Raw genomic sequence first — 25,749 nt, 5'->3', positions numbered from 1 at the left:
AGGGTGACGTACGTCTCAATGACAAGCGTAGCCGTGTGTCTGGGTTGTCTGCAAAAGGAGCATGCGCCCAAGCAGCAATTCCAGACGGACTGCTACCTCAGGGCGAGCTGTAATCGCGCTGCATCCGGGTTGCTGTTAGAGTGCGCGCCGTTAACCACCGAGAAAAAGGACCGTACCAATGGCTACCAATCGCTCGCGTCGTCTGCGCAAAAAGCTGTGCGTCGATGAATTTCAGGAGCTGGGCTTCGAAGTGACACTGACTTACCAGGACGGCCTCGACTCGAAGGCGGTCGACGCGTTCCTCGAGACCTTCCTGACGGACGCCATCGAGGCCCACGGCCTGGGCTATGTGGGTGGCGAAGATTACGGGTTCGTCTGCCTGGCGAGTCGCGGTTCGGTCAGCGAAGAGCAGCGCGCTCAGGTCGAGGCCTGGCTGAAAGGGCGCAGTGAACTGGCTGAGGCCAACGTCAGCCCCTTGATGGATGTCTGGTATCCGGAGAACGAGATCAACGTCAAGGCGTGATCGAATCGTTCCGGTCGATTGTCGGCCCGGCTCTGCGCAACGCGATCCGGGCCGCCAGGCGACGCAACAGATACACCAGCAAGGTCGTGGCCAAGGCCACGCCGACACCGATGCTGGCATTGACCAGCCTTAGTTGTGGCAACTCCCAGTCTTGCGCCAGCGTCTCGGCGAGCAAGACAAAGCTCAGTGTCGTCTGCAGGACGAACAAACCATAGTGATGCGCCTGAAAAGCGCGGCTGAGCATTACCAACGGCAGCATGATCATCACCATCATCGGCGGATCGGCCAGGCTGTGCCCCATGTATATCAGGATGGCCGCCGCGCCGAGAATGCCAAGGCTCGCCTGCATCGCACGGATGAGGCTGCGTTGCAGATCCATTTGAAGCGTGGTGAAAACGGCCAGCGTCAGCCAGTAGCCACGGGGCAAATCTGCCAAGGTTACGATCAGCCCACCCAGGGCTGCGGCAAGGATGTAGGTGAGGGCGTGCAGCCGCCACTGGCGGATTGGCGTTCGCCTGGCACGCCGGCGCAACACTTTGAGCAAACTCAGCAGCCGGGGCATGTAAGGCCACATGCGCAGCCCGTGCATGCCTCGTAGACCGAACGCCAGTAAGGTCACCCAGAGCCCGCCCAGCGCGAAGAGCATCGCGATCGCTTGCGGGTTGTTGAAATCACCAATGCCGTGCTGCCCTTGGCCTAGGCACAGGCAGATGGCCAGGCCAATGCCGAGTTTCCCCGCTTCGGCGCCGTAACGTTGCAGCCAGGCGAGCAGCAAGCCGTAAAACGCAAACAACCCGAGGCTGATCAATGAGTGCGTGGCGGACCAGAAGCCAAGACCGGCGCTGGCCGCCCCCAGTGCAATCAAGAGCAGCATCCGCAACATGCCGAAGCGGTGCAGAGGATTGGCCTTCGCCGCCTGAAAGGCACCGACGGTAGCCCAGAGGAAGCCCGGATGGCCACTGAACAGCCCAAGCAGCAATGGCAACGCGCAGCCCAAGCCGGCAACCATGGCCGGTCCCCACGCAGGGCGGCCGGGTTGCCAACCGAGGTACCGCCAGAACGATTTACGCATATTGCTCACGTCGGGCTCGAGCGTCCGGTCATCTCGCCCGCCATTTCCGTTGCGTAGCTGTCGGTCATGCCGGCAATGAAGTCGATCATCCGCATGAAGGACTGGTACAGGCTCCAATCAGGCCTGGGCGCGTTGCTACCCAGCAAATCGAGGATGCGGCGGTTCTTGAACGAAGGCGTGCGCCCGCCATGTTGCTCGAGCGCGGCCCCGCAAAAGGCGTTCAGCAAGATTTCGAGTGTGGTGTAGGCGCCGATCTCGTGAAGCGTCTTGCGCTTGTCTTGAAAAATCTTCTGCCGGGCGATGGCCTTCGCCTGGACGACGCATTGCTTGGCGGGGCCGTGCATGTGTTCAACCAGGTCTCCAACGAGCTTGCCGGCCAGTAACGCCTCCTGTTGTTCGACGAAGGCGCGTGCCGCGGCGTTGGTCAGATGCTCGATCGCCTTGCCCCGAAGGATGGCCAGTTTGCGGCGCCGGGATTCGTTGGGGCCGAGCTGCCGATACGTTTCCGGCAGGTCGTCGCCGACCAGATTCAACAGCAGCGATTCGACCTCGGCATATTCGAGCAGGTCCATTTCGAGCCCGTCTTCCAAATCGATCAGGCCGTAACAGATGTCGTCAGCCGCCTCCATGAGATAAACCAGTGGGTGGCGCCCCCAGCGGTGGGCGTCGATTTGCGGAAGGTCCAATTTGGTGGCGATCTGCTCGAGTAGCGGAAGCTCGCTCTGGTAACAGCCGAACTTGTGTTTCTTGTAACCCAGCGCCTCGGCATGCCGTGACGTCCAGGGGTATTTCAGGTAAGTCCCAAGCGTTGCGTATGTCAGGCGGGTGCCGCCATCGAACTGGTGGTATTCGAGTTGGGTCAGTACGCGAAAGCCCTGAGCGTTGCCCTCGAAGTTGAGAAAGTCGCCGCGTTGCGCATCGCTCATGTCGTCCAGCCAGCCGCGGCCAGCGGCCTGCTGGAACCAGTAGCGAATGGCGTCTTCGCCAGAATGGCCAAACGGCGGGTTGCCAATGTCATGTGCCAGACAGGCAGACTGCACGATCATGCCCAGGTCCGCCGTGCTGCACCATTCGGGTAGCCGGTCACGTAACACTTCGCCGACACGCATGGCCAGTGAACGGCCGACGCAGCTCACCTCGAGCGAGTGGGTCAGACGTGTATGGATATGATCGTTGCTGGAGACGGGATGCACTTGGGTCTTGCGGCCGAGGCGCCGGAACGCCCCGGAAAAGATGATCCGATCATGATCTTTGTGGAAGGGGCTTCGGCCGAGCTCGTCGGTGCTATGAACGGACTTTCCGAGTCGTTCACGGTTCAGCAGCGTTTGCCAGTCCAAAACCCTCTCCTTGTTCCAGCCTAAGAATCGCCGCCGCACTGTTTCCCAGGCGGCCGGTGCCGTCAGCGTATCGCACTGCACGACGAATCGACACCGGTCGGTGGCCGGGTTTTCGCTTATGACCTGGCGTGACGGCGATGAGCGCCTACATTCATCGTCGCAGGCGCCGTGCCAGTGGATACAGCGTGATACCCAGCCTGGCCAGCGTTCCTACCTTGCCGAGCCGTTTGCCGAACAGGGCGAGCAGAACGGTAGCGGCAATCATCAACGGACCTTTGACTGTGTGCGGCGATTCGTGGTGACCACGGTTACCGCCCATACCGACCATGCTGGACAGACGCTGAAAGGGATGCGCCAGTGGCTGCGAATGGTAAAGGATCTGTTGGCGATTCATTTCCATACGCAGGCGAACCAGATCCTTACGCATGGCTAGATCACTGGACGAGCTCAGGGGAAGGCTCATGGCATCAGTCGCTCCCTGTTGCGTGACAATTCTTCGACCGTTGCCTGGAATGGCGCTGCGCTTTCCTTGGCCAGTCTGGCGGCGCGGATCACACAAATGATCATGCCGATGGCGTATGCCAGGCAAAGCACCAGGATCGCCCCGATGGGGTGCGTGTCCCAGAACAAAATCACCACGGCGGCCGACAGCCCTACCAAGATCAGCAGGCCCAGGATTAGGCTGATACTGGCAAGCAGGAACAGCTTGAAAACCCGTACCCGCTCCTCCTGGATCTCGATGCCGATCAGTTCGAGGTGGCCCTGCAGCAGACCGGCGATGGCACCACCCAGTCTCTTGATCGAAGGTGTCGGCGCTTCATCGGTTCTATCGCCTTGCATTGGCTCGGCCCCCATTAGCGGCGGGTGATCAGGCCCAGGAGAAAGCCAACCCCGGCGGCGATGCCGATCGACTGCCATGGATGCGTATGCACATATTCCTCGGTGCACTGAATGGCCGCCTGGCCTTGCTCCCTGAGCGTGCCTTCTTGATCTTTCAACATCTGGCGGGCCCGGCCGAGGTTCGCATTGATCTTGCCGCGCAATTCTTGCGTCTGGGTGCCAGCCGTATCCTGGGTGTGTTTGAGCAGCCGCTCGGTATCGGCGATCAGGGTGTGGAACTCCTTGATCATCGCGTTTTGCGCGGCCTGAAGGTTGCGACGATGCGCTGACATGTTGATCAGCGACGAAGTGGTGCTCTCGGTATTTCCATCAGGGATTGGGGTGTTGTCGGTGGTGCCGAAAGTCGATTCGGTAGACATCTGCAGCTCCTCTCGAGTCTTCCAGGGACAAAAGGTCCCGGTGCCTCAAGGTCAGAGCCCGGATTGCCGCCTAAGGTTCCCGCTTCGTTAACCGAGCGAATCGGTACTGGCAGAGCGTGATCACAGGCAAAAAGAAACCCGCCGAAGCGGGTTTCTTTTACAGCATTGGCCAGTCTCGCTTACATCAGCGGGATGGTGTAGCTGACGATCAGACGGTTCTGGTCGATGTCGCGAGTGGAGTTGCTACGGTATGTACCGTTGCGCCACTTAATACCAAGATTCTTAAGCGAGCCTTCTTGGAAGACATAACCGATATCGGTGTTACGTTCCCATTCCTTGCCGTTACGGCCAGTGTTGGTTCCGAAGTCAAAGTTGTCTCCGGTGACGTATCGGGTCATAAACGTTAGGCCGGGAATGCCGATTGCAGCGAAGTTGTAGTCGTAACGAGCCTGCCAGGACTTCTCGTCAGCATTGGCATAATCCGAGCTGATCATTACGTAGTTGACAAGGTACGGGTCCGTGCCATTCAGGTATGCGAAGCCAGTATCGCCGCTCATTTTTTGGTAGCCGAGACCAAAGCTGTGACCACTCAAGGAATAAGTGACCATGGCGCCGAAGGCCTTGTTGTCAACTGTGGACGAACCGTCGTCAGTTGACCGAGCGTAACGCAGATCGGTCTTTAGAGACTGTCCTTCGCCAAGTGGCTGCACGTGAATCAAATTAAAGGAGTGCTGCTTGTATGCTTCTTCCAGGTTGCTGTAGTAATAGCTGCCTGTCAGATTCTCCAGAAGCTTATAGCTAGCGCCAGCGAAGATAAAATTATCGATCTCGTTCTGGGTAGCACCGCCTCTGAGCTGCGCTTGGAGGTCGTCGTAGTGGGAGTCGTTGCGCTCGTTCACTTCAGTCAGATACCCAACGTCAAGCGTCAAGCCTTTTACTTCTTGAGAAACTAGCTGGCCGCCTTTGAAGGTCTGTGGAAGCAGGCGCGAATCGCTGCGAGCAACGGCCATGTTCTTAGGCTCAAGAGTGCCAACCTTTAGAACCGTATTAGAAATCTTCGCCTTAGCGGTTAGGCCAAGTTCGGAGTATTCATTTGGAGCCGAACCATCATTGTCGATAGGGAGCAGGCCAGTCCCAGTGCGACCGCGACCGGAGTCCAGCTTAACGCCCAAAAGACCAAGCGCGTCTACGCCGAAGCCGACGGTGCCCTCTGTATAGCCAGACTCAGCGCGCAGGATAAAGCCCTGCGCCCACTCTTCTGATTTGGACTGTTTATCAGATGCAACTGAGCGGTTATCGCTGTTGTAGTAAAAATTCCGCAGTTCCAAGTTGACTTTGCTGTCGTCAACGAATGCAGCTTGGGCCATGGTCGGGATGGCCAGGGTTGCTCCCAGAGTGGCGAGTGCCACGCCACGCGCGATGGGGGTCTTGAGCATTTCTTGTTTCTCCTCGTTGGATGATGCTCTGAAGTCGCTCTAACGGCGCCATGCAATAAAGCATTACATACATGATTAAGCCTTTAGACCTTAGTCTTTCGGGCGTACCTGGCGACGTGGTAGCTGTTCAGACTTCCTGCGCTCGTGCTGGTAAGGGATCACTTGTTGATCTTTCCCGCCAACGATACGCCAGCTCTCACGGCCGACCCTGCAGCTCTCCGCCTGCTTGGGCTGCCGCATCCTAGCGTTTTGCTTCCGCTGAGTCGATTCCCTTAATCAAACCGTCGTTCGACTGAGGGGAAGTTCACAGTTCTTGAGGCAGTGGAATGCAACTCGCGCTATCTGAAAATCCATTCCAGTTGAGTGCGGCTGCTAAAATTCAGCTTTTTGAACTGCCGGAAATTGCAATGTTGCCTGAATGTCAACTTTTCGGGACGCTGGGATGCCACCTCTGCGAGCAGGCCGAGGCCGAAATCATGCCGTTGGTGGAGCATGGCTTACTGGTGGAACTCGTCGATATCGTAGATAAGCCGGAGTGGATCGATGCGTACGGTTTGCGAATTCCGGTACTGCGGCGGGTGGACACCGGCGCCGAGCTGGATTGGCCATTCGAGGCGGAGCAAGTCGTGCGATTCGTGAGCTGATTACCGGCACAGCGCTGGCAATACACTTGCGCTAAATCACAGGCATAAAAAACCGGCTTATTGGCCGGTTCTTTCATGCCTGCATATCAGCAGGGCGGGATATGGTCGGAGCGACTGGATTCGAACCAGCGACCTTCTCGTCCCGAACGAGACGCGCTACCAAGCTGCGCTACGCTCCGAAGCTGGCGCGCATTCTACAGAAAAAATGTGCGTCGACAAGGGGTTGGAAAGGCCATTTTGAAGAGGGCGGAGCGGGGCTCCGCCGTGCTGTTTCGTGTGTTTAAAGCTCCTGAACGGTCCGAACCTGATCCTTGTTGACCTTTCCGGGTTTGCCGTCGAGCCCTTCGTATTCGTAGAAGCCGGAGTCGTCGTCATAGTCCGGTCGGTCGAGGGTCTGGATTTCTCGTCCATCGTTGAGCGTGATCACGGTGGGGGTCGAGCAGCCGCCCAGCAACGATAACCCGGCGATCAATGCCACTACCAAACCGGTTCTTGAACGCATGTCGAATTCTCCTCTGTGGTTGCGGTTGTGACGGTGCGCCAAAGGCCTAAGTTCCCCCTGCAGGTGCATGCAGCGCCATCACATCCGCGGAGTTCAGGTTGACCAATCGCTCATCGTCAGGCTCGAGGTCGAGTGCTTGGGCGCCGAGGCGCTCGAGGACTCGGTAGTTACTCCTCTCTCCGGCGTGCCATGCCGCTTCGATCTCAGCGGATAGATGCGTTGGGATGACGCAAAACAATGGTTGCCAGCGACCGCTCTGCCTGACCATCAGCGGTAGGCGGGGGGTGAGCAAAGCCGTTTCGTACATCTGTTGCAGTAGGCTCTGATCGATGCGGGGCGAGTCGCACGGGAGTGTCAGGGTCCACCGCCCACGTGAGGCGGCCAGGCCTGCCATGATGCCCGCGAGCGGACCGGGATAGCCCGGTTCGGCATCGCCCACGAGGCGATCGGCGAAACAGGCATAGCGGTCTTGATTTCGGTTGCAAGAGATCAGCAGCTCGTCGGTCAGCGGACGCGCTACGTCATGGATCCAGGCTACGAACGGCTTGCCGTGCCAATCGACCAAGCCCTTGTCTAGGCCACCCATGCGGCTGCCTTGACCTCCGGCAAGTATCAGGATCGAGCAGTGTGCGAGTGTGGCGGTCCCCATGGGCTGCTCCGGCAAAAGCCTGTGATATAACACCCAAAAATCACCTCAACAACCGGATGCCCGCTTCCATGAGCCATCTCGCCGATCAGTTGTTCGTTCCCCTCAATATCGCCGTCCTGACGGTAAGCGATACCCGCTCGCTCGAAACTGACACGTCGGGGCAGCTGTTCGTGGACCGCTTGCAGACGGCCGGTCATCGGCTCGCTGCTCGTGTTCTGCTCAAGGACGACCTGTATCGCATTCGGGCGCAAGTCGCGACCTGGATTGCGGAGGAGGAAGTACAAGTGGTGCTGATCACGGGGGGGACGGGTTTCACTGCCCGTGACAGTACGCCCGAAGCAGTCGCCTGTTTGCTGGACAAGCAAGTCGATGGGTTTGGTGAGTTGTTCCGCCAGATATCGGTCGCCGACATCGGCACCTCGACTGTTCAGTCCCGAGCATTAGCAGGTTTGGCCAATTCGACGCTCGTATGCTGCCTGCCCGGCTCGACCAATGCTTGCCGCACTGCCTGGGATGGCATCCTTGCCGAGCAATTGGACGCTCGACATAGCCCCTGCAACTTCGTGGCGCACCTGAAAAAGGCTCAGCCTTGCGAGTCGCGCGGATGATGCCTGCCGGACTGATGTCGGTTGAGGATGCGCTCGCTGAGCTGCTGGCACAGGCCGATGCAGCGCCTTCGCTTGGCCAGATTCCGGTCAGCCTCGATCAGGCGCATGGGCGCGTGCTTGCCGAGCCATTGATTGCGTCACTCGATCTGCCGCCGTGGCCTAACAGCGCCATGGACGGTTACGCGTTGCGCGCCGGCGACGAGGCGCAGCCATTAGTGGTGTGTCAGAAGATTTTCGCTGGCACTCATCCGCTCCCGCTTCAGCCTGGATGCTGCGCGCGTATCTTCACCGGGGCTCCGATCCCTGAGGGGGCCGACAGCGTTGAGATGCAGGAAAATGTAGAGGTGCTCGACGACGGGCGAGTCCGGTTTCAGCAGCCTGTCCGTGCCGGTCAGCACGTCCGCCCACGGGCGGGTGAAGTGACGCAGGGTGCCACGGTACTGCATGCGGGTGCACGGCTGGGGCCGGTGGAACTGGCGCTGGCGGCGTCCCTGGGGTGTGCTGAGCTGCGCGTCAGCCGCCACCTTCGTGTTGCCCTGATCTCGACTGGTGACGAACTTGTCGAGCCGGGCAAGCCGCTGATGCCCGGTCAGATTTATAACAGTAACCGGACCCTGCTGCGGGACTGGCTCCGTCGCCTCGGTTGCGACGTGATGGACATGGGCATCCTGCCGGACGACTTGCAGGCGGTTCGCCAATGCCTTGGGTCGCTGCATAACGCAGACCTTATTTTGTCCACCGGTGGAGTTTCGGTCGGCGAAGCGGATTTTCTCGGGCAAGCGCTTCGAGAGGCAGGTGAGCTCAATTTCTGGAAATTGGCAATCAAGCCCGGCAAGCCGCTTACCTTTGGACGTTACAACGGCATTGCCGTGCTCGGGCTGCCAGGCAATCCAGCGTCCACTTTGGTTACCTTCGGGCTCTTGGCACGCCCCTATATCCTGCGCCGGATGGGCGCAAAGGCTGTCAGGCCGATGAGCTTCACGGTCCCCGCTGGGTTCGACTGGCCACGCCCGGGTAGTCGCCGTGAATATCTCCGCGTGCGGCTGGAGGAGGGTAGGGCTGTACCTTATACAAACCAGAGCTCGTCGATACTGCGTAGCGCTGTCTGGGCAGATGGCTTGGTCGAGGTTATCGAACACCGCACCGTGGAAGTGGGAGAACCGGTCCGCTTCATCCCGTTCTCTGAACTCTTCTCTTGACCGGGTACCCGCCTCCGCCCAGGGCCAGCGTCCGGGCGGCGGGTGTCGTTTCGTTCGTGCAGTTCATGTCGTTCATCGCCTGTTTCGATCGGTAATAAACCGATAGCGCTTTTGATTGTCTATTGCTGCCAACTCGCGCCAGTTCTCGCTGGTACCCGTCCGGTAAGGCATTGGACAAGGAGAATGCAATGCAGGAACGTAACGCTTGGGTCGACTATGCCAAGGCCATCGGGATCATTCTGGTTGTATATGGGCACGTCGCTCGCGGCGTCTTCAACGCAGGGTTACCCATGGAAGAGACGCGTTATGTGCTCGTCGATAGCATCATCTACAGCTTCCACATGCCGCTGTTCTTTTTCCTCTCCGGCTTGTTTTTCTACGACTCCCTGATTAAACGCGGCAAGACTGGGTTGATCGTCAATAAGATCGATACCGTGGCGTACCCCTTCATTATTTGGTCGCTGCTGCAGGGTTTCATCGAGGTTGTGCTATCGAGGTATACAAACGGGGACGTTACGGTTGCCGAGGTGCTGTCGCTGTTGTGGTCGCCGCGCGCGCAGTTCTGGTTTCTGTACGCGCTGTTTTTTATCTTCGTCGTTTGCTCATTCGTCTACTGGAGAGCAAGCCGTAGGTTGTTTTTGCCGATCACGCTCGGCTTTGCTGTCCTCTATATATTCAAGGCGGAACTGGCGTTCGGAACGATTTCTTCGTTTGTATTTGGCAACGCGGTGTTCTTCGCCCTTGGCGTTTTCTTCAACGAAATAAAGCAGTACTTTCTGGCGCGCCACGTCCAGCTGACATGGATATTCGGTGCGCTATTTGTGATCGGCCAGTACCTCTTCCATATAACGTTCGGCTTGAACTGGACAGTCGGCGGGATGCCCGTGTTGGCGCTCGCGGCGATATCGATCCTGTTCATGGTCTCGCTGTCGATGTGGCTCGGGCGGGTGCGGATCGAGTGGCTGTTGTTCATCGGTGCATCGTCAATGACGATCTACTTGGTGCACATTCTGGCGGGTAGCGGGCTGCGTGTAGTCTTGGCTAGCTTCTTAGGCATCGAAAACATCCCGGCGCATCTCATTCTCGGAACCTTGGTCGGCATCGCCGCGCCGCTTGTTGTGCAGGCATTCGTCAAACGCTACGGCTTTACTTTCCTGCTGACTCCGCCAAGGCCAGTTTCCGCGACTCATTTTCACGTGCGTCGCGCCGTACCTCAGTAGCTTCTTATAGCGCGGTGTACCAGGTGAGACGCGAGCATTAGCGATGCGCCCTGTGGCGGTACAGGGCGCGGCTGAACCTAGCCGCAGCTGATTCGCTGAACCTGCAGGGCTTCGTCCGTATACAGCGTCAGGCGCTGGCCGTTGTACTCGAGCGTGACAACGTCGTCCGGGCGGATGATTCGCGCCGTCATCGCGCCGCTCTGTTCCCGTGCTTCGTCGAGCAGTTCCGGTGTTGCGCGCTCGCCGACCAGCTGCCGCACCGCAGAAGCGTCGCACCGGTCTGGCGGTGCCTGTGTTACTACAGGCTGTTCGACGCTGGTCTGGCAGCCTGCTGCAGCCAGCGCGAGTAAAAGCCCTGCGAAAGTCTTGATTGGTTGCATGAGATCTCCTTCTGATGATTCGAACCCTCACTATAGCGAGGGGCCGCGGCCGATGCAGGGGGCGTGAGGCGAGGCAGCTTGTCGGGGAACTGGCGGAACCTGGATGACGTCTTAGCGGTGATGGCTCTTTGCGACCGAGCGGAGCCAATAACAATCAAGGAGTTTCGCCATGTTCAATTCCCCTCTTCTCAAGCGTGTGGCCGGTGTTCTGGCAGCTTTGCACTTCATGTTGTTCGCCCAGATTCCGTTCGCTCAAGCTGCAATGATCGGCACGCCCGAAATCGTGGCGGAACATCAGCAGCAAATTGACCGGGAACAGTTGCGGGTAATGCTCGATGACCAGGACGTACAGAAGAAGCTCGAATCGATGGGTGTCGATCGTGCCAAGGTAGAGCAGCGAATCAACAGCCTGACCCCGGCCGAACTTGCGCAATTCAATCAGCAGCTCGACCAGGCGCCTGCGGGCGCAGGCGCCGTAGGCATCATCGTGCTTTTTCTGGTGATCTTCATCATCACCGACATGCTCTGCGCAACTAATATTTTCAACTTCATCAACTGCATTAACCGTTGATTCGAGCATTCGTATCGCTGTTGATGCTCGGCCTGCTCGGGGCCTGCGCGCGGTCTCCACTCGTGCCGCTTGACACTGCGCAGCTCCCGACCAGGTTCGAGCTGGAACAAACGCCGTTCTTCCCGCAGGAGGACTACCAGTGCGGTCCGGCGGCACTCGCGACCGTGCTGGCCCAGCGGGGGGTCGATACCGATCCCGAGCGTCTCGTCGGGCGGGTCTATATTCCGGAGCGCAAAGGCAGCTTGCAGGTAGAGATGGTTGCGGCTGCGCGTGCGCATGACCTGCTGGTTTATCGCCTGTCGCCACGCCTCGAGTCGGTCTTGGCGGAAGTCGCGGCCGGCAATCCTGTTCTGGTGCTGCAGAACCTGGCTTTCGACCGCTGGCCGCAATGGCACTTTGCGGTGGTGGTGGGCTATGACCTGACTAATCAAACCATCGTGCTGCGATCGGGTACGACGCGCCGCTGGGTTGGTAGCTTTCGCCAGTTCGAGCGCAGTTGGATGAAAGGTGACAGATGGGCCGTCGTGACGACGCCGCCAGACATGTTCCCGTCGACAGTCGAGGAGGCCCGCTGGTTGCAGGCTGCAAGCGACCTCGAGCAGACCGGGCGCAACGAGGCAGCGCGGCGCGCTTACCGTGCGGCCGTAGACCGATGGTCGAGCGGATTGTCTTGGTTTGCGCTGGGTAATGGCGCCTATGCGGCCGGCGACAGAGAGGACGCCGAGCTGGCGCTGCGACGCAGCGTCCAAAAAGAACCGGGCTTCGCTGCTGGCTGGTCTAACCTAGCCCACGTACTGGCTGAGCGTGGTTGTCGAGCACAAGCCATTCAGGCGCAGCAGTGCGCGGCCCGACAGGCGCCAGCGGAGGCGCGGTTCGTCACTGGTGGGCTTCCCGCGACGGTCGAGGTGGCGGCGTGCAGTCCGGTTCCGGAGTGCCCGCGCTAGAAGCCGAATCGGTCGCGCAAGTTGTAGTAGAGCGCCCCTAGTGCGCTAAGGGGCACACTGAAGCGCTGACCGCCGGGGAATGGGTAGTGCGGCAGCTTGGCGAAGGCGTCGAATCGCTCGGCTTGCCCGCGCAACGCCTCGGCGAGAACCTTGCCCGCGAGATGGGTGTAAGTTACGCCATGCCCGCTGCAGCCTTGCGAGTAGTAGATATTGTCTCCAATCCGACCCACCTGCGGCAGGCGAGATAGCGTGAGCAGGAAGTTGCCGGTCCAGGCGAACTCTGTCCTTACGCCCTCTAGCTGAGGGAAGGTCTTGAGCATTTTCGGCCGAATGATGGCATCGATGTCTGACGGGTCGCGGGCACCGTATACGACGCCGCCGCCATAGATGAGCCGCTTGTCCGCAGAAAGCCGGTAATAATCCAACAGGTAGTTGCAGTCTTCGACGCAGTAATCCTGTGGCAGCAGAGTTGCGGCAAGCGAATCGTCGAGCGGCTCGGTTGCGATGACCTGTGTGCCGCAAGGCATAGATTTAGACGCAAGTTCGGGGATCAATTCGCCCAGGTAGGCGTTGCCGGCTACCACGATGTATTTGGCTGATACCTGTCCCGTTGCGGTGTGGACGCGAGGCGATGGGCCGCGCTCGATCCTGACGGCCGGGCTTTGTTCGTGAATGATTCCACCAAGCGACTCGAATGCCTCCGCTTCGCCTAGCGCAAGGTTTAGAGGATGAATATGGCCGCCGCCATGGTCGAGCATGCCGCCGATGTACCGCTCGCTTGCGACCGCGTTGCGTATGCCCTTTGTGTCGAGTAGTTCAAGCTGGTCATAACCGTAGCTCTGCCAGAGGCTGCGCTGGGCCTCGAGATGACGCATTTGCTTGTCGTTGAAGGCCGCGAATACCCCGCCATTTTTAAGGTCGCATTGGATGTTGTATCGAGCAACCCGCTCTCGGATGATGCGGCCGCCCTCGAACGCCATTGCACCGATTAGCTGGGCGTCGCGGGCGGGAACGCTGCGCTCGACGCTATCGATGTCCCGGCTGTAGCTATTGACGATTTGTCCGCCGTTGCGGCCGGATGCCCCGAAGCCGACCTTGGCTGCCTCCAGAACGATGACCTTGAATCCCTGTTCGGCCAGGAACAACGCTGTCGAAAGTCCTGTATATCCAGCGCCAATGACGCATACATCCGTTTCGACCGACGCCACAAGGGGCGGGCGCTGCGGGGCTTGGTTCGCTGAAGCAGCGTAATAGGACGCGGGATAGGATGTGTTCGGCATTTTGAAGAAGCCTGTTCTGAATATTTGACGAAGATCGTAACGCTGCGGACCGGTGGTTGCCACCAATGACACGGTTTACAGCCTCGCTTCATTCAAAAAATTCAACTATTCAGTGGCTTAGCGAAAAAAGTACTTGACTCCCTCGGGCGTATCTCTAGAATGCGCGTCCATCGGAGGCACATAGCTCAGTTGGTTAGAGCACCACCTTGACATGGTGGGGGTCGTTGGTTCGAATCCAATTGTGCCTACCAATTCCGAAAAAAGGGTCGCAGTAGCGACCCTTTTTTTATGCATTGCTTGTCAGTTGGGCTGCTTCCCTGGAAGTATCTCGGCTTTCTAAATGTTTCCAGTGACTTCGGTTCGGTCGATCAGCTTTAGAGCTCCTGCCATTGTACGGCGGGCTAATCGGCTGGCCGCTTTCCTGGCTCATCCCAACCCACGTGGCCTTTGGTAGGGGTCACCACTAGGAGAGGAGGCGCCATGCCCATCATCACTCTTCCCGACGGCAGTCAGCGTTCATTCGATCAACCGGTCAGCGTAGCTGAGATTGCTCAATCCATTGGGGCTGGTCTCGCCAAGGCAACGCTCGCGGGCAGGGTCGATGGTCGCCTGGTCGATGCGTGCGATCTGATCGACAAGGATGCAAGCCTGCAAATCATCACGCCAAAGGATGAAGAGGGGCTGGAGATTATTCGGCACTCCTGCGCTCACCTGGTTGGGCATGCAGTTAAGCAATTGTATCCCTCAGCCAAAATGGTCATCGGCCCGGTAATCGCTGAAGGATTTTATTACGACATCGCATTCGAGCGCCCCTTTACTCCTGACGACATGGCGGCGATCGAGGCGCGCATGAGGGAGCTTATCGATACCGAATATGACGTGATCAAGAAGGTCACGCCTCGTTCGGAAGTGATCGATGTATTCCGGTCGCGCGGCGAAGATTACAAGCTGCGTCTGGTCGACGACATGCCTGATGAACAGACTATGGGTCTCTATTACCATCAGGAATACGTGGACATGTGCCGCGGCCCGCACGTGCCGAACACGCGATTCCTCAAATCTTTCAAGTTGACCAAGCTGTCCGGCGCCTACTGGCGTGGCGACGCGAAGAATGAACAGTTGCAGCGGATCTATGGCACTGCCTGGGCAGACAAGAAGCAGCTTGCAGCCTATATCCAGCGCATCGAAGAAGCGGAAAAGCGCGATCACCGCAAGATCGGCAAGCGCCTCGATCTCTTCCATACACAGGAAGAGGCGCCGGGTATGGTGTTTTGGCACCCCAACGGCTGGACGCTATACCAAGTGCTCGAGCAGTACATGCGGGGCGTGCAGCGTGATAATGGGTATCAGGAGATCCGTACGCCGCAAGTCGTCGATCGTAGCCTTTGGGAGAAGTCCGGGCACTGGGCGAACTATGCGGAGAATATGTTCACCACGGAGTCCGAAAGTCGGGATTACGCAATTAAGCCCATGAATTGCCCTTGCCATGTGCAAGTGTATAACCAGGGCCTTAAAAGCTATCGCGAGTTGCCTCTGCGACTTGCGGAGTTTGGCGCGTGCCATCGCAACGAACCCTCCGGTGCGCTCCATGGAATCATGCGCGTGCGGGGCTTTACGCAGGACGATGCGCACATCTTCTGTACCGAAGAGCAGATGCAGTCGGAATCAGCCGCTTTTATCAAACTCACCCAATCTGTCTATTCCGATTTTGGTTTTGACAATATTGAGCTCAAGCTGTCGACTCGTCCCGAAAAGCGTGTCGGTTCAGACGACTTGTGGGATCGGGCGGAGGCCGCGCTAGCCGCTGCGTTAGATAGTGCCGGGCTGCCCTACGACCTGCAGCCAGGTGAAGGCGCATTCTACGGGCCGAAGATCGAGTTTTCTCTTAGGGACTGCCTCGGCCGGGTGTGGCAGTGCGGGACGCTGCAGCTGGACTTCAACCTCCCGATTCGTCTCGGCGCCGAATACGTCAGTGAAAACAACGACCGTCAGCATCCGGTCATGCTGCATCGCGCCATTCTAGGCTCGTTCGAACGTTTCATAGGTATCCTCATCGAGCATTACGAAGGTGCGTTCCCTGCGTGGCTGGCACCGACGCAAGCGGTGATCATGAATATCACTGACAAACAGGCCGATTTCGCTGAAGAAGTGGAGCGGACGCTGAATCAGCGCGGCTTCCGTGCCAAGTGCGACTTGAGAAACGAGAAGATCGGCTTTAAAATCCGCGAGCATACCTTGCTCAAGGTTCCCTATCTTCTGGTTATCGGAGATCGGGAAGTCGAGACACGAGCCGTTGCTGTGCGTACCCGTGAAGGCGTTGATTTGGGGTCCATGCCCCTGGATGATTTCGCCCAATTGCTGGCACAGGCGGTTTCCCGGCGTGGTCGCCAAGAATTGGAGTAATGACTATTAAGCGTGAAATGAGACAGGATAAACGAGCTGCACCCAAGGCCCCGATCAACGAGAATATCTCGGCTCGTGAGGTCCGTTTGATTGGTGCTGATGGCGAGCAGGTTGGCATCGTCTCTATTGATGAAGCGCTTCGTATTGCTGAAGAAGCGAAATTGGACTTGGTGGAAATCTCCGCCGACGCGGTTCCTCCCGTTTGCCGGATTATGGATTACGGCAAGCACCTGTTCGAAAAGAAGAAACAGGTCGCAGCGGCGAAGAAGAACCAGAAGCAGATTCAGGTTAAAGAAGTAAAGTTTCGTCCAGGGACGGAGGAAGGGGACTATCAGGTCAAGTTGCGTAACCTGGTGCGTTTCCTGAGTGACGGGGACAGGGCCAAGGTATCGTTGAGATTCCGCGGTCGTGAGATGGCCCATCAGGAGCTGGGGATGGAACTATTGAAGCGGGTCGAAGCTGACTTAGCTGAATACGGTTCGGTCGAACAGCATCCGAAGATGGAAGGACGCCAGCTGATCATGGTCATCGCTCCCAAGAAGAAAAAGTAACCTCCAGGGCACTGGCAGGCCTTGCGGTTATTTGTAATCACCCACACTGTGGAGTACCGAACATGCCAAAGATGAAGACCAAAAGTGGCGCTGCAAAGCGCTTCAAGAAAACAGCGAATGGCTACAAGCATAAGCACGCTTTCAAGAGCCACATCCTGACCAAAATGTCTACCAAGCGTAAGCGTCAGCTGCGTGGTACATCTTTGATGCACCCGTCTGACAACGCAAAAGTAGAGCGCATGCTGCGCGTTCGTTAATTCGGTCAAGACTAGAGGAATAACTCATGGCTCGTGTTAAGCGTGGCGTCGTCGCTCGTCGCCGTCACAAGAAAATCCTGAAACTCGCCAAAGGCTATTACGGTGCTCGTTCGCGCGTGTTCCGTGTCGCCAAGCAAGCGGTAATCAAGGCTGGCCAATACGCCTACCGTGACCGCCGTCAGCGCAAGCGTCAGTTCCGCGCTCTGTGGATCGCTCGTATCAACGCCGGCGCGCGTGTAAACGGTCTGTCTTACAGCCGTTTGATCGCTGGTCTGAAAAAAGCAGCCATCGAGATCGATCGCAAGGTTCTGGCCGAGTTGGCAGTGAACGAAAAAGCAGCCTTCGCTGCGATTGTCGAAAAAGCCAAAGCTTCTCTGGCCTAAGCCCATCGACAGTCGAATCTTCGGATTCGTAGCGTCACCGATAGGGGAAGAGCCTAGGGCTCTTCCCCTATTTCGTATCTGAAGGGGTCTTTTCAAAAGTGCACTCGGGCGGTTTCATGCTGGCGGGTGCGGTTCTGCAAGAACCTCTGGAGGTTGTACATGGAAAACCTGGATGCATTGGTCTCGCAAGCGCTCGAGGCAGTGCAACAAAGTCAAGACATCAATGCTCTGGAGCAGATCCGAGTTCAGTATCTGGGTAAGAAGGGAGAGTTGACGCTCCTCATGCAGACCTTGGGCAAGCTTTCTGCCGAAGAGCGACCCAAGGCCGGAGCCCTGATTAACGCCGCCAAGGCTAAGGTCCAGGATGCGCTAGGCGTCAAGAAAGCCGAGCTCGAAGAAGCTGCTCTAGGTGCCAAGCTTGCGGCTGAGCGTATCGATGTCACCCTGCCCGGGCGTGGCGAGGTTTCCGGGGGGCTGCATCCTATTACCCGGACGCTAGAGCGTATTGAACAAATCTTTTCTCACATCGGTTATACCGTTGCCGAAGGGCCTGAAGTCGAGGATGACTATCACAACTTCGAGGCGCTCAATATCCCAGGTCATCACCCTGCTCGGGCGATGCACGACACTTTCTATTTCAATGCCAGCATGTTGCTGCGTACCCACACCTCCCCAGTGCAGGTGCGCACCATGGAGTCCAGTCAGCCCCCGATTCGCATCATTTGCCCTGGCCGGGTGTATCGCTGTGACTCGGATCAAACTCACTCTCCGATGTTCCATCAGGTGGAAGGATTACTGATCGACGAGGGCATTAGCTTTGCTGACCTCAAGGGCACTATCGAACAGTTTCTGCGGGCGTTTTTCGAGGCTGATCTCGAGGTGCGTTTTCGCCCTTCTTTCTTCCCCTTCACCGAGCCTTCAGCGGAAGTAGATATTCGTCGTGTGGTTCGCAAGGGGGATCAGGAGTCTCAGTCCTGGCTCGAGGTATTGGGGTGCGGAATGGTGCATCCCGACGTGTTGCGGATGTCAGGCATCGATCCCGAGCGCTACCAGGGCTTTGCCTTTGGCATGGGCGCCGAGCGCCTGACAATGCTGCGGTATGGCGTCAACGACCTGCGCATCTTCTTCGATAACGATCTGCGCTTTCTTGAGCAGTTTCGCTAAGCGCAGATCGCCAAACACGTTTAGGAGAGCAGGATGAAATTCAGTGAACAGTGGCTGCGGAGCCTCGTCAATCCGCAGGTTTCCCATGATGAGCTCGTGGCTCGGTTGTCGATGGTCGGTCTTGAAGTCGACGGTGTAGAGCCTGTCGCCGGACAGTTCAGCGGCGTCGTGGTCGGTGAGGTGCTTAGTACTGAGCAGCACCCAGATGCGGACAAGTTGCGCGTGTGCCAGGTCAGCAATGGCAGCGAAACCTTCCAAGTGGTCTGTGGCGCGCCTAATGTGCGGCCCGGCTTGAAGATTCCGTTCGCGATGATCGGCGCGATTCTGCCTGGCGATTTCAAGATCAAGAAGGCGAAGCTGCGCGGTGTCGAGTCCAACGGCATGTTGTGCTCGGCTTCTGAGCTACAGATATCCGAAGACAACGATGGCCTGATGGAGTTGGCGGCAGAGGCACCTGTAGGCGCCGACATCCGTACAGCCCTGAACTTGAACGATGCCACCATTGAGATAGGCCTGACCCCTAACCGAGGCGACTGCCTGTCCATTGCTGGCCTTGCGCGTGAAGTGGGTGCGATCTATAGCGTCCCGGTGACATCGATTGATGTGACGCCCGCCTTGGTAAGTCATCAGGACGCCCGCTCTGTCGAAGTGCTCGCGACTGATGCGTGCCCGCGCTATCTGGGTCGAATCGTGCGCAACGTCGACCCGTCTCGCCCTACGCCAACCTGGATGGTCGAGCGTCTACGGCGTTCGGGTATTCGCTCGATCGATGCGATTGTCGACATTACCAACTACGTGATGCTCGAACTGGGTCAGCCGCTTCATGCGTTCGATCTCAATGAGATCAACACAGGCATCCGTGTGCGTATGGCGGAGGAGGGGGAGGACTTGGTGTTGCTCGATGGGCAGACCGTCAAGCTGCGTGCCGACACCCTGGTTATTGCCGACCATCAGCGTGCGCTGGCAATTGCTGGTGTCATGGGCGGCGAGCATAGCGGCGTGAATGCCGAGACCCGAGACATCTTCCTCGAAAGCGCTTACTTCGACAGCATTGCGCTGGCGGGCAAGGCGCGTTCCTATGGCCTGCACACCGATGCGTCGCACCGCTACGAGCGCGGCGTGGATCCTCAGCTCACCCGTACCGCCATGGAGCGAGCCACAGCGCTCCTGCTTGAGGTTGTCGGTGGAGAAGCGGGGCTTATCACCGAGGTGATCAATGAGGCGGGCATGCCGCAGGTGGCGCCCATCCTGTTGCGCCGGGAACGGATCGAGCAGATGTATGGTCTGGAGCTTGGTGTCGATGAGATCGAGCGGGTGCTGAGCGCGCTGGGTATGAGTCTGGCAAGCGACGGCGAAGGGGAATGGCGCGTAACCGTGCCGAGTCACCGCTTCGATATTTCCCTTGAAGTCGACCTGATCGAAGAGATCGGCCGCCTGTATGGTTATGATCGTCTGCCGGTGCGCTACCCGCAGGCGAGGCTCGCACCAACTTCCACAACCGAATCTCATGTGACTCTTCCCTCGCTTCGCCGGCTATTGGTGGCTCGCGGATACCAGGAAGCGATCACTTACAGCTTCATCGATCCGAAACAGTACGCCCTATTCACGCCTGATACCCAGCCACTGATGCTCGCCAACCCCATTTCGGTCGAGATGAGTGCCATGCGTGCCTCGTTGTGGCCTGGCTTGGTCAGTGCGCTGCAGTACAACGTCAATCGCCAACAAACGCGTGTTCGCCTGTTTGAAAGTGGGCTGCGGTTCGTGGGTCAGCTCGACGAGCTCAAGCAGGACGTCATGCTGTCGGGTGTAGTAACGGGGACTCGCTTCAGTGAAGCTTGGAGCAACGGTCGAGCCTCGGTGGATTTCTACGACGTGAAGGCCGATGTCGAGGCGCTATTGAGCGGAGCGGGCGGTGCGCTCGCATTCAACTTTGTCAGCGGTGAGCATCCCGCGCTTCATCCAGGCCAGTGCGCGCGCATCGAGCGTGAAGGGCGTCTAGTCGGATATCTGGGTAGCCTGCACCCTCAGCTGGCGGCCACGCTTGGAATCGAACAGCCGGTTTACCTGTTCGAGCTTTTGATTGCCGAGGTTGTAGAAGGTCGATTGCCGCGTTTTACCGAGCTTTCGCGCTTCCCGGAGGTGCGTCGTGATCTGGCTGTTCTGGTGGCGCAGGACATTTCTGCTCAATCAGTGTTGGGCTGCATCCGCGAAGCGGCGGGCGGGTACCTCAAGGACCTCAAGCTATTTGATGTTTATCAAGGTAAAGGTATTGATCCGCTTAGCAAAAGTATGGCAGTCGGCTTGACCTGGCAGCACCCTTCGCGCACTCTAAACGACGACGAGGTGAGCACTGCGATGCAGCAGATCCTTGCCTCCCTGGAAAAAAGGTTCAACGCCACGTTAAGGAAATAGCGTATGGGGGCTCTGACGAAAGCTGAGATGGCCGAACGTCTATATGAAGAGCTTGGCTTGAATAAGCGTGAGGCCAAGGAGTTGGTCGAATTATTTTTCGAGGAGATACGTCAGGCGCTCGAGCATAACGAACAGGTGAAGCTGTCCGGTTTCGGTAACTTCGACCTACGTGACAAGCGTCAGCGCCCCGGACGTAACCCGAAAACCGGCGAGGAGATACCCATCACGGCGCGTCGCGTCGTGACATTCCGGCCAGGGCAAAAATTAAAAGCCAGAGTCGAAGCCTATGCTGGAACCAAGTCATAACGACGAATTGCCATCCATACCCGGCAAACGGTACTTCACGATCGGTGAAGTGAGTGAGCTGTGTGCGGTCAAGCCGCACGTACTGCGCTATTGGGAGCAAGAGTTTCCACAGCTCAACCCGGTCAAGCGCCGCGGCAACCGGCGATACTATCAGCGCCAGGATGTGCTGATGATCCGTCAGATTCGCTCTCTTCTGTATGAGCAGGGTTTCACCATTGGTGGCGCGCGACAACGTATGTCGGGTGACGAAGCGAAAGACGATACGACTCAGTACAAACAACTCATTCGTCAGATGATTGCTGAACTCGAAGACGTGCTCCACGTGCTGAAAGCTTGATTCACAACCCGACAAAAACCTTCACACATTCAGAAGCTTAATGTATAGTGCCATCCGCTTTCGGGCATTACCGAAGCGATGTCGGGGCGTAGCGCAGCCTGGTAGCGCACTTGCATGGGGTGCAAGGGGTCGAGTGTTCGAATCACTCCGTCCCGACCAAAAAACCCTAGAAAATCCAGTCACTTAACGGTGACTGGATTTTTTTATGGTAGATGGATTTTGCCTGCCTCTGAATTTTGCCCCACTTTTTGCCCCACTGCTGATTTTCTAAAGTTTGCGCGCCTCGGTCTTGCAGAGCTGTCTGTATGGAGATCTTTTTCGCGTGGCAATGAAAGGTCTGTTAGACGGGGCGCGCGCTCTTTCAAACTGGGCACTGTCGCCTTGTTAAGTTAGAGACTCAGCCAATCGTCAGAACTCTTGAGGTGGGCGGTATTGCGCTGTACGGCATTCCTCTCCGTAGTGCTTGATCGCGATCGCAATGACTAGGCAGGCAGGGGGGGGCCGCTTGACGGGCGTTTCTCAATGACCTCCAGCATTAAGTGACGGACATCAGTCACCACTAAAGTCGTATCGGCTGGCCGACGTCTTCCCGTCTTCAGTGGCAGCTGGCTTTAGAGTCCTGGATCAATTTAACGGCTTTCGCGATCAGTTGCTTGGCATAGGCAGACGGGGTTAACCCGCCGAGACCCTTCTTTGGCCTTTCCTCGTTGTATTACCGTCGCCACGCTCCGACGCCCACTTGGGCGTGTGGTGGGCTGGTGAACCAGTGCTCGTTCAGGCGCTCGTCACGGAAGCGCCCGTTAAACGATTCGATATAGGCATTCTGATTGGGCTTACCTGGTTCAATCAGGAACAGCTGTACACCTCGCGGATGAGCCCAGGTCAGCATGGCTCGACCACAGAATTCCTTGCCGTTATCCGTGCGGATGGCTTTGGGCAGACCGCGTGACATGGCCAGACGCATCCAGGATGCGCGTCAACGAAAGCCCGCCAATCGTTCTTTCCGGCACGATGGCGACAGCTGCGAAATTGCACTCATCTGACCAGGCAATTGCATTGATGCTGACCACCCGCTTGCATTCGACTTGAACAGCGGGCGGCAGAGACGCGGAGGCAGAGACCGCCCCATTGCTGCCGGTAGCAATAGGCAGCAACCGGCCAAGAGCTGACTTCCGATATCTGTGAGAGAATCCAAATCAGAATACTCAAGCTAGAACGGACTCCCCCCTTATATGGAATTGAATCGCCCAACTCTCTACGACATCGCATGTCACTTCTGCGTCAGTGGCATAACCGGCGCGACCATTCCCTACACTCGTCTGAGCAATATCCTCGAAAGCATGTTTCATCAGCGACCGCTCACTGCATTGTCGCTGAGCTACCTACGGCAGCAAAATCTCAACGAACTGCATCAACTTGCGAGCGGTCAGATCACATATGAAGCCTTCATCGCGGCTTTAGACCCAGTGTTAGTAGCTCGCGAGCAGGCGGCCAGATTAGAGCACCAAACCAAGGAAGTTGAACGACTGGCCCAGGAGGCCGAGCAGGCAAAACGCAAGCGCGAAGCAGCAAAGGCTGCCCGTATTGCTCGCAAGGCGAAGTATGATCGAGAGTACGAGGCTGCTGAGACAGCTCGCGTTGCCCGAGAAACCGAGTGGGAGGCGCAGCGCAAGCGTAATTGCGAGGTTGCTGAAGCCATGTACAACGCCCGCATGAGCGACCCCGGCTCCATAGCTCCGACCCCCAACGATATTGCCCGGCACTACCGGGTGAGCCACCTGCAAGGTGCGGTTGCCTCCCCACTGAGCAATATCCTGGAAGCTCTCTATCGAGGCCGTCCGCTTTCCGAGGCCTATCTGAACTACCTCAAGGTCAAGGGGTACCCCGGGCTGTTTGCGCTGGCGACTGGTCAAGCCAGCTACGAGTCCTATATTTCAGACCTCGATGCTGCTGACGCTGCCGCAGCTGCTCGCCTAGAACTGGTCGAGGCAGCCAAACGCCGGCGAGAAGCTGCGGAGGCCGATCGCCTTGCTCGCGAAAGCGATCCGGCATACATCCTGCGCAAGAAGTACGGAATTTTCGCCAACGCTCAGTCATTGAAGCCACGATTGATGGATATCCTCCAGAACCTGGAGGCCGGCAATCGAATGGCACCTGACGATCTTGTTTGGCTCAAAACCGAGGGCCATGTGTATTTCACTGAGGTGCTGCGTGAAACCTACCATCTGCGCGAAGCCGAATTCGCCAGCAATGAGTACCGGCGCACCCAGGACCCATGGAACGCAATCAACGCCAGTGGTCACTTTCGAAAGTGCAATCAGCCCGAGTCAGCACTTGAACTACTCGCTAGTGTGCCGGCCAACAGATTCAAACAGCCCAAGATCCACTCAGCCATTTGCACTACCCGCGGTGGTGCCATGCGCGATCTTGGGCGGCGGGAAGAGGCACTTCAGCTCGGCAAGCAGGGGCATGAGTTACAACCCAGAAACTTCCGACCATGCACGCTGATAGGTGCTGTTTGTATGGAGCTTGGCGACTATGCGGCCGGGCATGGCTGGTACGCCAAGGCTGAGGAGCGCGGTGCCAGCAAACAGATCATTGACACCGAACTACGGGGCATCTTCCTCCGGGCGGACAACGCTTGGCGAGAAACAATGCGGACGTCCTTGCTGGAAAAAGATCCAGACCGTTATCACTGGGTGAATGACAAGAAATTTCTGAGTGGATCGTTGCCAAGTTCGCAGGCTAAACCAAACGTCCGCTGAGGGTTGGCAGGAGTCCAATAAATGGCTGCTCGTGGCCGGTTGCTGCCTGTCGCGACCGGCAGCTTGAGGTCGACTTCGGCCGGTCGTCACTACGGCGTGTATTGGTCAAGCCGCATGCAATCGGGTGGTCAATACGAATGCAATTGCCTGGTAAGCTGGAATGCAATTCGGTGGTCAAGTCAGTGCAATTTCGCAGACAGCCTCATGGGTGGCATCATCCACCATTGTCAGGATATTCATGACACGCTCTTCAGCCGTGCGATCAAATACAAAGTCCATCGACCAGACCTGGTTGGCGGCCCGAGGGCGGTCCAGCGGCTGTCGATCTGCAATCGGGATCTTCTTGCGCTTACGCCTTCTCACCTGCAAGCGGGCTTCGGCATACAGACGTTCCACCCGCTTGTGGTTGACTACTGCGGATTCCTTTCCAACGAGAGCCTTGCTAGACATGAACCGTATGCGTAGAGCTTTGATGCCGGCTTCAAGCTGCACGTGGCCCAGATGATCCGAGAGCAAGGTGAAGTGGGGCGAGTTCGACCTGGAGCGTGCACAGTGGCGCATTCCTGCCGAGCGCATGAAGATGCGCGAGCTGCACATAGTTCCGCTCTCCAAGCAGGCGGTCGAGTTGTTGCGTGAGTTGCACACCCATACTGGCGGTCGTCCGCTGCTATTGCCGAACTATCGCAATCCAACGAATGCATGACGGCAACGACACTGAACCGTGCGTTTGAGCGCATGGGGTTCAATGGGAAGGACAGTATCGGTTTTTCGGCCCATGGCTTCCGCGCAAACAGCTTCGACAATGCTGAACGAGATGGGCTATCGCGCAGATGTTATCGAGCGTCAGTTGGCGCATGCCGAGAGAAACAAGGTGCGCGCAAGCTAAAACCAGGCAGAATATCTGGAAGAGCGACGTCAGATGATGCAGGCATGGGCTGATGAGATTGAAGCACTCAGTTTTCGGAGTAGCGGCTCAGAAAAGTGATTGATCTACCGCTGGGGGCCGCGAGTCGGTGAGACTTGGTATGAATGACTTTCAGGGGGGGCGTTCACTGGGCTGCTGTCGCTTTGCCAGAATTCACCTCTGTGGCAGCAAGCTACCGGATGGTTTTAATTGCATTTAACGAATCGGAGTTGCTCTGAGGGGATGCACCAGCATTAACACTATGCCCTCGGCCATGGCTACGAGTCCTGCGGCCTGAGCACGGCTAATTAAACGGCCGCGTGGAAGCAAGTCTATCTGCAGTCATGGTCGCGTTTATTAGGGGCTGTATGAAGGACGGCAGAACGCTGCTGGACGCGCTATATGGAGGGGCTGGCTAAATACTAAAGTCAGTCAGATACATATTACGACTTCAGACGGTCCTTAGATTTTGTCGCAGCCTTCAATTGACCACGACACTTGCTTGGACCGTTGCCTATTGCTTCTCAGGAGTAGGTTAGCCTGTGACGGGAGTGGGAAATAACAGCCGTAGGTGATGCATCGCTGAGGCTGGAACGATAAGCTGTTTGTGGTCTGGCTTGCCTTTCCATGAGTCGAGAAAAAT

General features: G+C 57.5%; 27 protein-coding genes, 3 tRNA genes and 2 pseudogenes. 19 read left to right on the top strand and 13 right to left on the bottom strand.

From position 1 onward, the window contains the following. Nucleotides 1–178 precede the first annotated feature (178 nt). Entirely contained in the window at nt 179–523 is a 345-nt protein-coding gene (locus KXR72_RS03350; protein WP_437419684.1) for a YggL family protein, read from the top strand. Here the strand turns inward: KXR72_RS03350 and KXR72_RS03345 are convergent. The 6 genes from KXR72_RS03345 to KXR72_RS03320 form a co-directional block, all read right to left on the bottom strand. Continuing rightward, nucleotides 513–1,595 carry an FUSC family protein gene (locus KXR72_RS03345; protein WP_437419683.1) on the bottom strand — a complete coding sequence of 361 codons (1,083 nt, stop codon included), beginning with the start codon at nt 1,593–1,595 and terminating at the stop codon, nt 513–515. The genes KXR72_RS03350 and KXR72_RS03345 overlap by 11 nt on opposite strands. 5 nt (nt 1,596–1,600) lie before the next feature. After that, complete coding sequence (locus KXR72_RS03340; protein ID WP_437419682.1) at nt 1,601–2,932, bottom strand: deoxyguanosinetriphosphate triphosphohydrolase; 1,332 nt, start codon at nt 2,930–2,932, stop codon at nt 1,601–1,603. A gap of 151 nt (nt 2,933–3,083) precedes the next feature. Further along, the gene (locus tag KXR72_RS03335; protein ID WP_437419681.1) at nt 3,084–3,395 is read right to left on the bottom strand and encodes a hypothetical protein; all 312 of its coding nucleotides are present in this window, start codon (nt 3,393–3,395) and stop codon (nt 3,084–3,086) included. After that, nucleotides 3,392–3,772: a phage holin family protein gene (locus KXR72_RS03330; RefSeq protein ID WP_437419680.1), complete on the bottom strand. Its 381-nt coding sequence runs from the start codon at nt 3,770–3,772 to the stop codon at nt 3,392–3,394. The genes KXR72_RS03335 and KXR72_RS03330 overlap by 4 nt, the downstream gene beginning before the upstream one ends. Nucleotides 3,773–3,786: 14 nt before the next feature. Beyond that, a complete protein-coding gene (locus KXR72_RS03325; protein ID WP_437419679.1) occupies nt 3,787–4,191 on the bottom strand; it encodes a DUF883 family protein in 405 nt (134 codons plus the stop codon). Between the two features lie 179 nt (nt 4,192–4,370). Next, nucleotides 4,371–5,627, bottom strand: coding sequence for an OprD family porin (locus KXR72_RS03320; protein WP_437419678.1), 1,257 nt, complete (start codon nt 5,625–5,627; stop codon nt 4,371–4,373). Between the two features lie 407 nt (nt 5,628–6,034). Here KXR72_RS03320 and KXR72_RS03315 point away from each other — a divergent pair, with 407 nt between their 5' ends. Further along, nucleotides 6,035–6,271, top strand: coding sequence for a glutaredoxin family protein (locus KXR72_RS03315; protein ID WP_437420366.1), 237 nt, complete (start codon nt 6,035–6,037; stop codon nt 6,269–6,271). A gap of 102 nt (nt 6,272–6,373) precedes the next feature. On the opposite strand, the gene KXR72_RS03310 is transcribed toward KXR72_RS03315, so the two are convergent. The 3 genes from KXR72_RS03310 to mobA all read right to left on the bottom strand — a co-directional run bounded on the left by KXR72_RS03310 (nt 6,374) and on the right by mobA (nt 7,422). Next, nucleotides 6,374–6,450 (bottom strand) — tRNA-Pro (locus tag KXR72_RS03310). A gap of 101 nt (nt 6,451–6,551) precedes the next feature. Next, nucleotides 6,552–6,773, bottom strand: a complete 222-nt coding sequence (locus tag KXR72_RS03305) for a YgdI/YgdR family lipoprotein (RefSeq protein WP_437419677.1) — start codon at nt 6,771–6,773, stop codon at nt 6,552–6,554. A gap of 46 nt (nt 6,774–6,819) precedes the next feature. Next, nucleotides 6,820–7,422, bottom strand: coding sequence for a molybdenum cofactor guanylyltransferase MobA (mobA, locus tag KXR72_RS03300; protein ID WP_437419676.1), 603 nt, complete (start codon nt 7,420–7,422; stop codon nt 6,820–6,822). Between the two features lie 68 nt (nt 7,423–7,490). Between mobA and moaB the strand changes: the two genes are divergently transcribed. The 3 genes from moaB to KXR72_RS03285 all read left to right on the top strand — a co-directional run bounded on the left by moaB (nt 7,491) and on the right by KXR72_RS03285 (nt 10,449). Further along, nucleotides 7,491–8,030: a molybdenum cofactor biosynthesis protein B gene (gene moaB, locus KXR72_RS03295; protein ID WP_437419675.1), complete on the top strand. Its 540-nt coding sequence runs from the start codon at nt 7,491–7,493 to the stop codon at nt 8,028–8,030. Further along, complete coding sequence (locus KXR72_RS03290; protein WP_437419674.1) at nt 8,027–9,229, top strand: molybdopterin molybdotransferase MoeA; 1,203 nt, start codon at nt 8,027–8,029, stop codon at nt 9,227–9,229. Before moaB ends, KXR72_RS03290 begins: the two co-directional genes overlap by 4 nt. Nucleotides 9,230–9,417: 188 nt before the next feature. Continuing rightward, the gene (locus KXR72_RS03285; RefSeq protein ID WP_437419673.1) at nt 9,418–10,449 is read left to right on the top strand and encodes an acyltransferase family protein; all 1,032 of its coding nucleotides are present in this window, start codon (nt 9,418–9,420) and stop codon (nt 10,447–10,449) included. A 77-nt stretch (nt 10,450–10,526) separates the two neighbouring features. Here the strand turns inward: KXR72_RS03285 and KXR72_RS03280 are convergent, their stop codons facing one another. Further along, complete coding sequence (locus KXR72_RS03280) at nt 10,527–10,829, bottom strand: I78 family peptidase inhibitor (RefSeq protein ID WP_437419672.1); 303 nt, start codon at nt 10,827–10,829, stop codon at nt 10,527–10,529. A 169-nt stretch (nt 10,830–10,998) separates the two neighbouring features. Here KXR72_RS03280 and KXR72_RS03275 point away from each other — a divergent pair, with 169 nt between their 5' ends. Together KXR72_RS03275 and KXR72_RS03270 are read left to right on the top strand one after the other, a co-directional pair. Next, nucleotides 10,999–11,400: a PA2779 family protein gene (locus tag KXR72_RS03275; RefSeq protein WP_437419671.1), complete on the top strand. Its 402-nt coding sequence runs from the start codon at nt 10,999–11,001 to the stop codon at nt 11,398–11,400. Between the two features lie 23 nt (nt 11,401–11,423). Then, nucleotides 11,424–12,344: a PA2778 family cysteine peptidase gene (locus KXR72_RS03270; RefSeq protein ID WP_437419670.1), complete on the top strand. Its 921-nt coding sequence runs from the start codon at nt 11,424–11,426 to the stop codon at nt 12,342–12,344. On the opposite strand, the gene KXR72_RS03265 is transcribed toward KXR72_RS03270, so the two are convergent. Beyond that, nucleotides 12,341–13,624, bottom strand: coding sequence for an NAD(P)/FAD-dependent oxidoreductase (locus tag KXR72_RS03265; protein ID WP_437419669.1), 1,284 nt, complete (start codon nt 13,622–13,624; stop codon nt 12,341–12,343). The genes KXR72_RS03270 and KXR72_RS03265 overlap by 4 nt on opposite strands. Before the next feature lie 174 nt (nt 13,625–13,798). Between KXR72_RS03265 and KXR72_RS03260 the strand changes: the two genes are divergently transcribed. The 10 genes from KXR72_RS03260 (at nt 13,799) to KXR72_RS03215 (ending at nt 21,596) form a co-directional block, all read left to right on the top strand. Further along, nucleotides 13,799–13,875: transfer RNA gene (locus tag KXR72_RS03260), tRNA-Val, on the top strand. 229 nt (nt 13,876–14,104) lie between these two features. Then, nucleotides 14,105–16,027 (top strand): threonine--tRNA ligase, encoded by a 1,923-nt coding sequence (thrS, locus tag KXR72_RS03255; RefSeq protein WP_437419668.1) that lies wholly within the window; start codon nt 14,105–14,107, stop codon nt 16,025–16,027. Beyond that, nucleotides 16,027–16,578: a translation initiation factor IF-3 gene (infC, locus tag KXR72_RS03250; RefSeq protein WP_177493022.1), complete on the top strand. Its 552-nt coding sequence runs from the start codon at nt 16,027–16,029 to the stop codon at nt 16,576–16,578. The genes thrS and infC overlap by 1 nt, the downstream gene beginning before the upstream one ends. Nucleotides 16,579–16,640: 62 nt before the next feature. Then, entirely contained in the window at nt 16,641–16,835 is a 195-nt protein-coding gene (gene rpmI / locus KXR72_RS03245) for a 50S ribosomal protein L35 (RefSeq protein WP_019339386.1), read from the top strand. 26 nt (nt 16,836–16,861) lie between these two features. Continuing rightward, nucleotides 16,862–17,218 (top strand): 50S ribosomal protein L20, encoded by a 357-nt coding sequence (gene rplT, locus KXR72_RS03240; RefSeq protein WP_131648508.1) that lies wholly within the window; start codon nt 16,862–16,864, stop codon nt 17,216–17,218. 159 nt (nt 17,219–17,377) lie between these two features. Next, the gene (gene pheS, locus KXR72_RS03235; RefSeq protein WP_437419667.1) at nt 17,378–18,382 is read left to right on the top strand and encodes a phenylalanine--tRNA ligase subunit alpha; all 1,005 of its coding nucleotides are present in this window, start codon (nt 17,378–17,380) and stop codon (nt 18,380–18,382) included. A gap of 33 nt (nt 18,383–18,415) precedes the next feature. After that, nucleotides 18,416–20,794, top strand: a complete 2,379-nt coding sequence (gene pheT, locus KXR72_RS03230) for a phenylalanine--tRNA ligase subunit beta (protein WP_437419666.1) — start codon at nt 18,416–18,418, stop codon at nt 20,792–20,794. Nucleotides 20,795–20,797: 3 nt separating this feature from the next. Further along, nucleotides 20,798–21,100 (top strand): integration host factor subunit alpha, encoded by a 303-nt coding sequence (gene ihfA / locus KXR72_RS03225; RefSeq protein WP_003282572.1) that lies wholly within the window; start codon nt 20,798–20,800, stop codon nt 21,098–21,100. Then, nucleotides 21,081–21,437 carry a MerR family transcriptional regulator gene (locus tag KXR72_RS03220; protein ID WP_437419665.1) on the top strand — a complete coding sequence of 119 codons (357 nt, stop codon included), beginning with the start codon at nt 21,081–21,083 and terminating at the stop codon, nt 21,435–21,437. The genes ihfA and KXR72_RS03220 overlap by 20 nt, the downstream gene beginning before the upstream one ends. 82 nt (nt 21,438–21,519) lie before the next feature. Next, a tRNA-Pro gene (locus KXR72_RS03215) sits at nt 21,520–21,596 on the top strand. A 452-nt stretch (nt 21,597–22,048) separates the two neighbouring features. Here KXR72_RS03215 and KXR72_RS03210 read toward each other — a convergent pair. Continuing rightward, a pseudogene (locus KXR72_RS03210) lies at nt 22,049–22,462 on the bottom strand (integrase core domain-containing protein); the annotation flags it as partial. Nucleotides 22,463–22,669: 207 nt separating this feature from the next. On the opposite strand from KXR72_RS03210, the gene KXR72_RS03205 reads away from it, so the two are divergent. Continuing rightward, entirely contained in the window at nt 22,670–24,202 is a 1,533-nt protein-coding gene (locus KXR72_RS03205) for a hypothetical protein (protein WP_169922253.1), read from the top strand. Between the two features lie 195 nt (nt 24,203–24,397). On the opposite strand, the pseudogene KXR72_RS03200 reads toward KXR72_RS03205, so the two are convergent. After that, nucleotides 24,398–24,616: pseudogene (locus KXR72_RS03200) on the bottom strand (IS3 family transposase); the annotation flags it as partial. Between the two features lie 103 nt (nt 24,617–24,719). Between KXR72_RS03200 and KXR72_RS03195 the strand changes: the two are divergent. After that, nucleotides 24,720–24,905: a tyrosine-type recombinase/integrase gene (locus KXR72_RS03195; protein WP_222105517.1), complete on the top strand. Its 186-nt coding sequence runs from the start codon at nt 24,720–24,722 to the stop codon at nt 24,903–24,905. Nucleotides 24,906–25,749 lie beyond the last annotated feature (844 nt).

Origin of the sequence: Stutzerimonas chloritidismutans, from assembly GCF_051486945.1 — a bacterium.
GTDB classification, from domain to species: domain Bacteria; phylum Pseudomonadota; class Gammaproteobacteria; order Pseudomonadales; family Pseudomonadaceae; genus Stutzerimonas; species Stutzerimonas chloritidismutans_B.
Note: the sequence above shows the minus strand (reverse complement) of the source record. Positions and strands in the feature narration are given on the sequence as shown.

What these genes read in the sequence shown, in the direction of transcription:
- KXR72_RS03350 (WP_437419684.1), top strand. Translation starts at nt 179, where the DNA reads ATGGCTACCAATCGCTCGCGTCGTCTGCGCAAAAAGCTGTGCGTCGAT.
- KXR72_RS03345 (WP_437419683.1), bottom strand. Translation starts at nt 1,595, where the DNA reads ATGCGTAAATCGTTCTGGCGGTACCTCGGTTGGCAACCCGGCCGCCCT.
- KXR72_RS03335 (WP_437419681.1), bottom strand. Translation starts at nt 3,395, where the DNA reads ATGAGCCTTCCCCTGAGCTCGTCCAGTGATCTAGCCATGCGTAAGGAT.
- KXR72_RS03330 (WP_437419680.1), bottom strand. Translation starts at nt 3,772, where the DNA reads ATGCAAGGCGATAGAACCGATGAAGCGCCGACACCTTCGATCAAGAGA.
- KXR72_RS03325 (WP_437419679.1), bottom strand. Translation starts at nt 4,191, where the DNA reads ATGTCTACCGAATCGACTTTCGGCACCACCGACAACACCCCAATCCCT.
- KXR72_RS03320 (WP_437419678.1), bottom strand. Translation starts at nt 5,627, where the DNA reads ATGCTCAAGACCCCCATCGCGCGTGGCGTGGCACTCGCCACTCTGGGA.
- KXR72_RS03315 (WP_437420366.1), top strand. Translation starts at nt 6,035, where the DNA reads ATGTTGCCTGAATGTCAACTTTTCGGGACGCTGGGATGCCACCTCTGC.
- KXR72_RS03305 (WP_437419677.1), bottom strand. Translation starts at nt 6,773, where the DNA reads ATGCGTTCAAGAACCGGTTTGGTAGTGGCATTGATCGCCGGGTTATCG.
- mobA (WP_437419676.1), bottom strand. Translation starts at nt 7,422, where the DNA reads ATGGGGACCGCCACACTCGCACACTGCTCGATCCTGATACTTGCCGGA.
- moaB (WP_437419675.1), top strand. Translation starts at nt 7,491, where the DNA reads ATGAGCCATCTCGCCGATCAGTTGTTCGTTCCCCTCAATATCGCCGTC.
- KXR72_RS03290 (WP_437419674.1), top strand. Translation starts at nt 8,027, where the DNA reads ATGATGCCTGCCGGACTGATGTCGGTTGAGGATGCGCTCGCTGAGCTG.
- KXR72_RS03285 (WP_437419673.1), top strand. Translation starts at nt 9,418, where the DNA reads ATGCAGGAACGTAACGCTTGGGTCGACTATGCCAAGGCCATCGGGATC.
- KXR72_RS03280 (WP_437419672.1), bottom strand. Translation starts at nt 10,829, where the DNA reads ATGCAACCAATCAAGACTTTCGCAGGGCTTTTACTCGCGCTGGCTGCA.
- KXR72_RS03275 (WP_437419671.1), top strand. Translation starts at nt 10,999, where the DNA reads ATGTTCAATTCCCCTCTTCTCAAGCGTGTGGCCGGTGTTCTGGCAGCT.
- KXR72_RS03270 (WP_437419670.1), top strand. Translation starts at nt 11,424, where the DNA reads ATGCTCGGCCTGCTCGGGGCCTGCGCGCGGTCTCCACTCGTGCCGCTT.
- KXR72_RS03265 (WP_437419669.1), bottom strand. Translation starts at nt 13,624, where the DNA reads ATGCCGAACACATCCTATCCCGCGTCCTATTACGCTGCTTCAGCGAAC.
- thrS (WP_437419668.1), top strand. Translation starts at nt 14,105, where the DNA reads ATGCCCATCATCACTCTTCCCGACGGCAGTCAGCGTTCATTCGATCAA.
- infC (WP_177493022.1), top strand. Translation starts at nt 16,027, where the DNA reads ATGACTATTAAGCGTGAAATGAGACAGGATAAACGAGCTGCACCCAAG.
- rpmI (WP_019339386.1), top strand. Translation starts at nt 16,641, where the DNA reads ATGCCAAAGATGAAGACCAAAAGTGGCGCTGCAAAGCGCTTCAAGAAA.
- rplT (WP_131648508.1), top strand. Translation starts at nt 16,862, where the DNA reads ATGGCTCGTGTTAAGCGTGGCGTCGTCGCTCGTCGCCGTCACAAGAAA.
- pheS (WP_437419667.1), top strand. Translation starts at nt 17,378, where the DNA reads ATGGAAAACCTGGATGCATTGGTCTCGCAAGCGCTCGAGGCAGTGCAA.
- pheT (WP_437419666.1), top strand. Translation starts at nt 18,416, where the DNA reads ATGAAATTCAGTGAACAGTGGCTGCGGAGCCTCGTCAATCCGCAGGTT.
- ihfA (WP_003282572.1), top strand. Translation starts at nt 20,798, where the DNA reads ATGGGGGCTCTGACGAAAGCTGAGATGGCCGAACGTCTATATGAAGAG.
- KXR72_RS03220 (WP_437419665.1), top strand. Translation starts at nt 21,081, where the DNA reads ATGCTGGAACCAAGTCATAACGACGAATTGCCATCCATACCCGGCAAA.
- KXR72_RS03205 (WP_169922253.1), top strand. Translation starts at nt 22,670, where the DNA reads ATGGAATTGAATCGCCCAACTCTCTACGACATCGCATGTCACTTCTGC.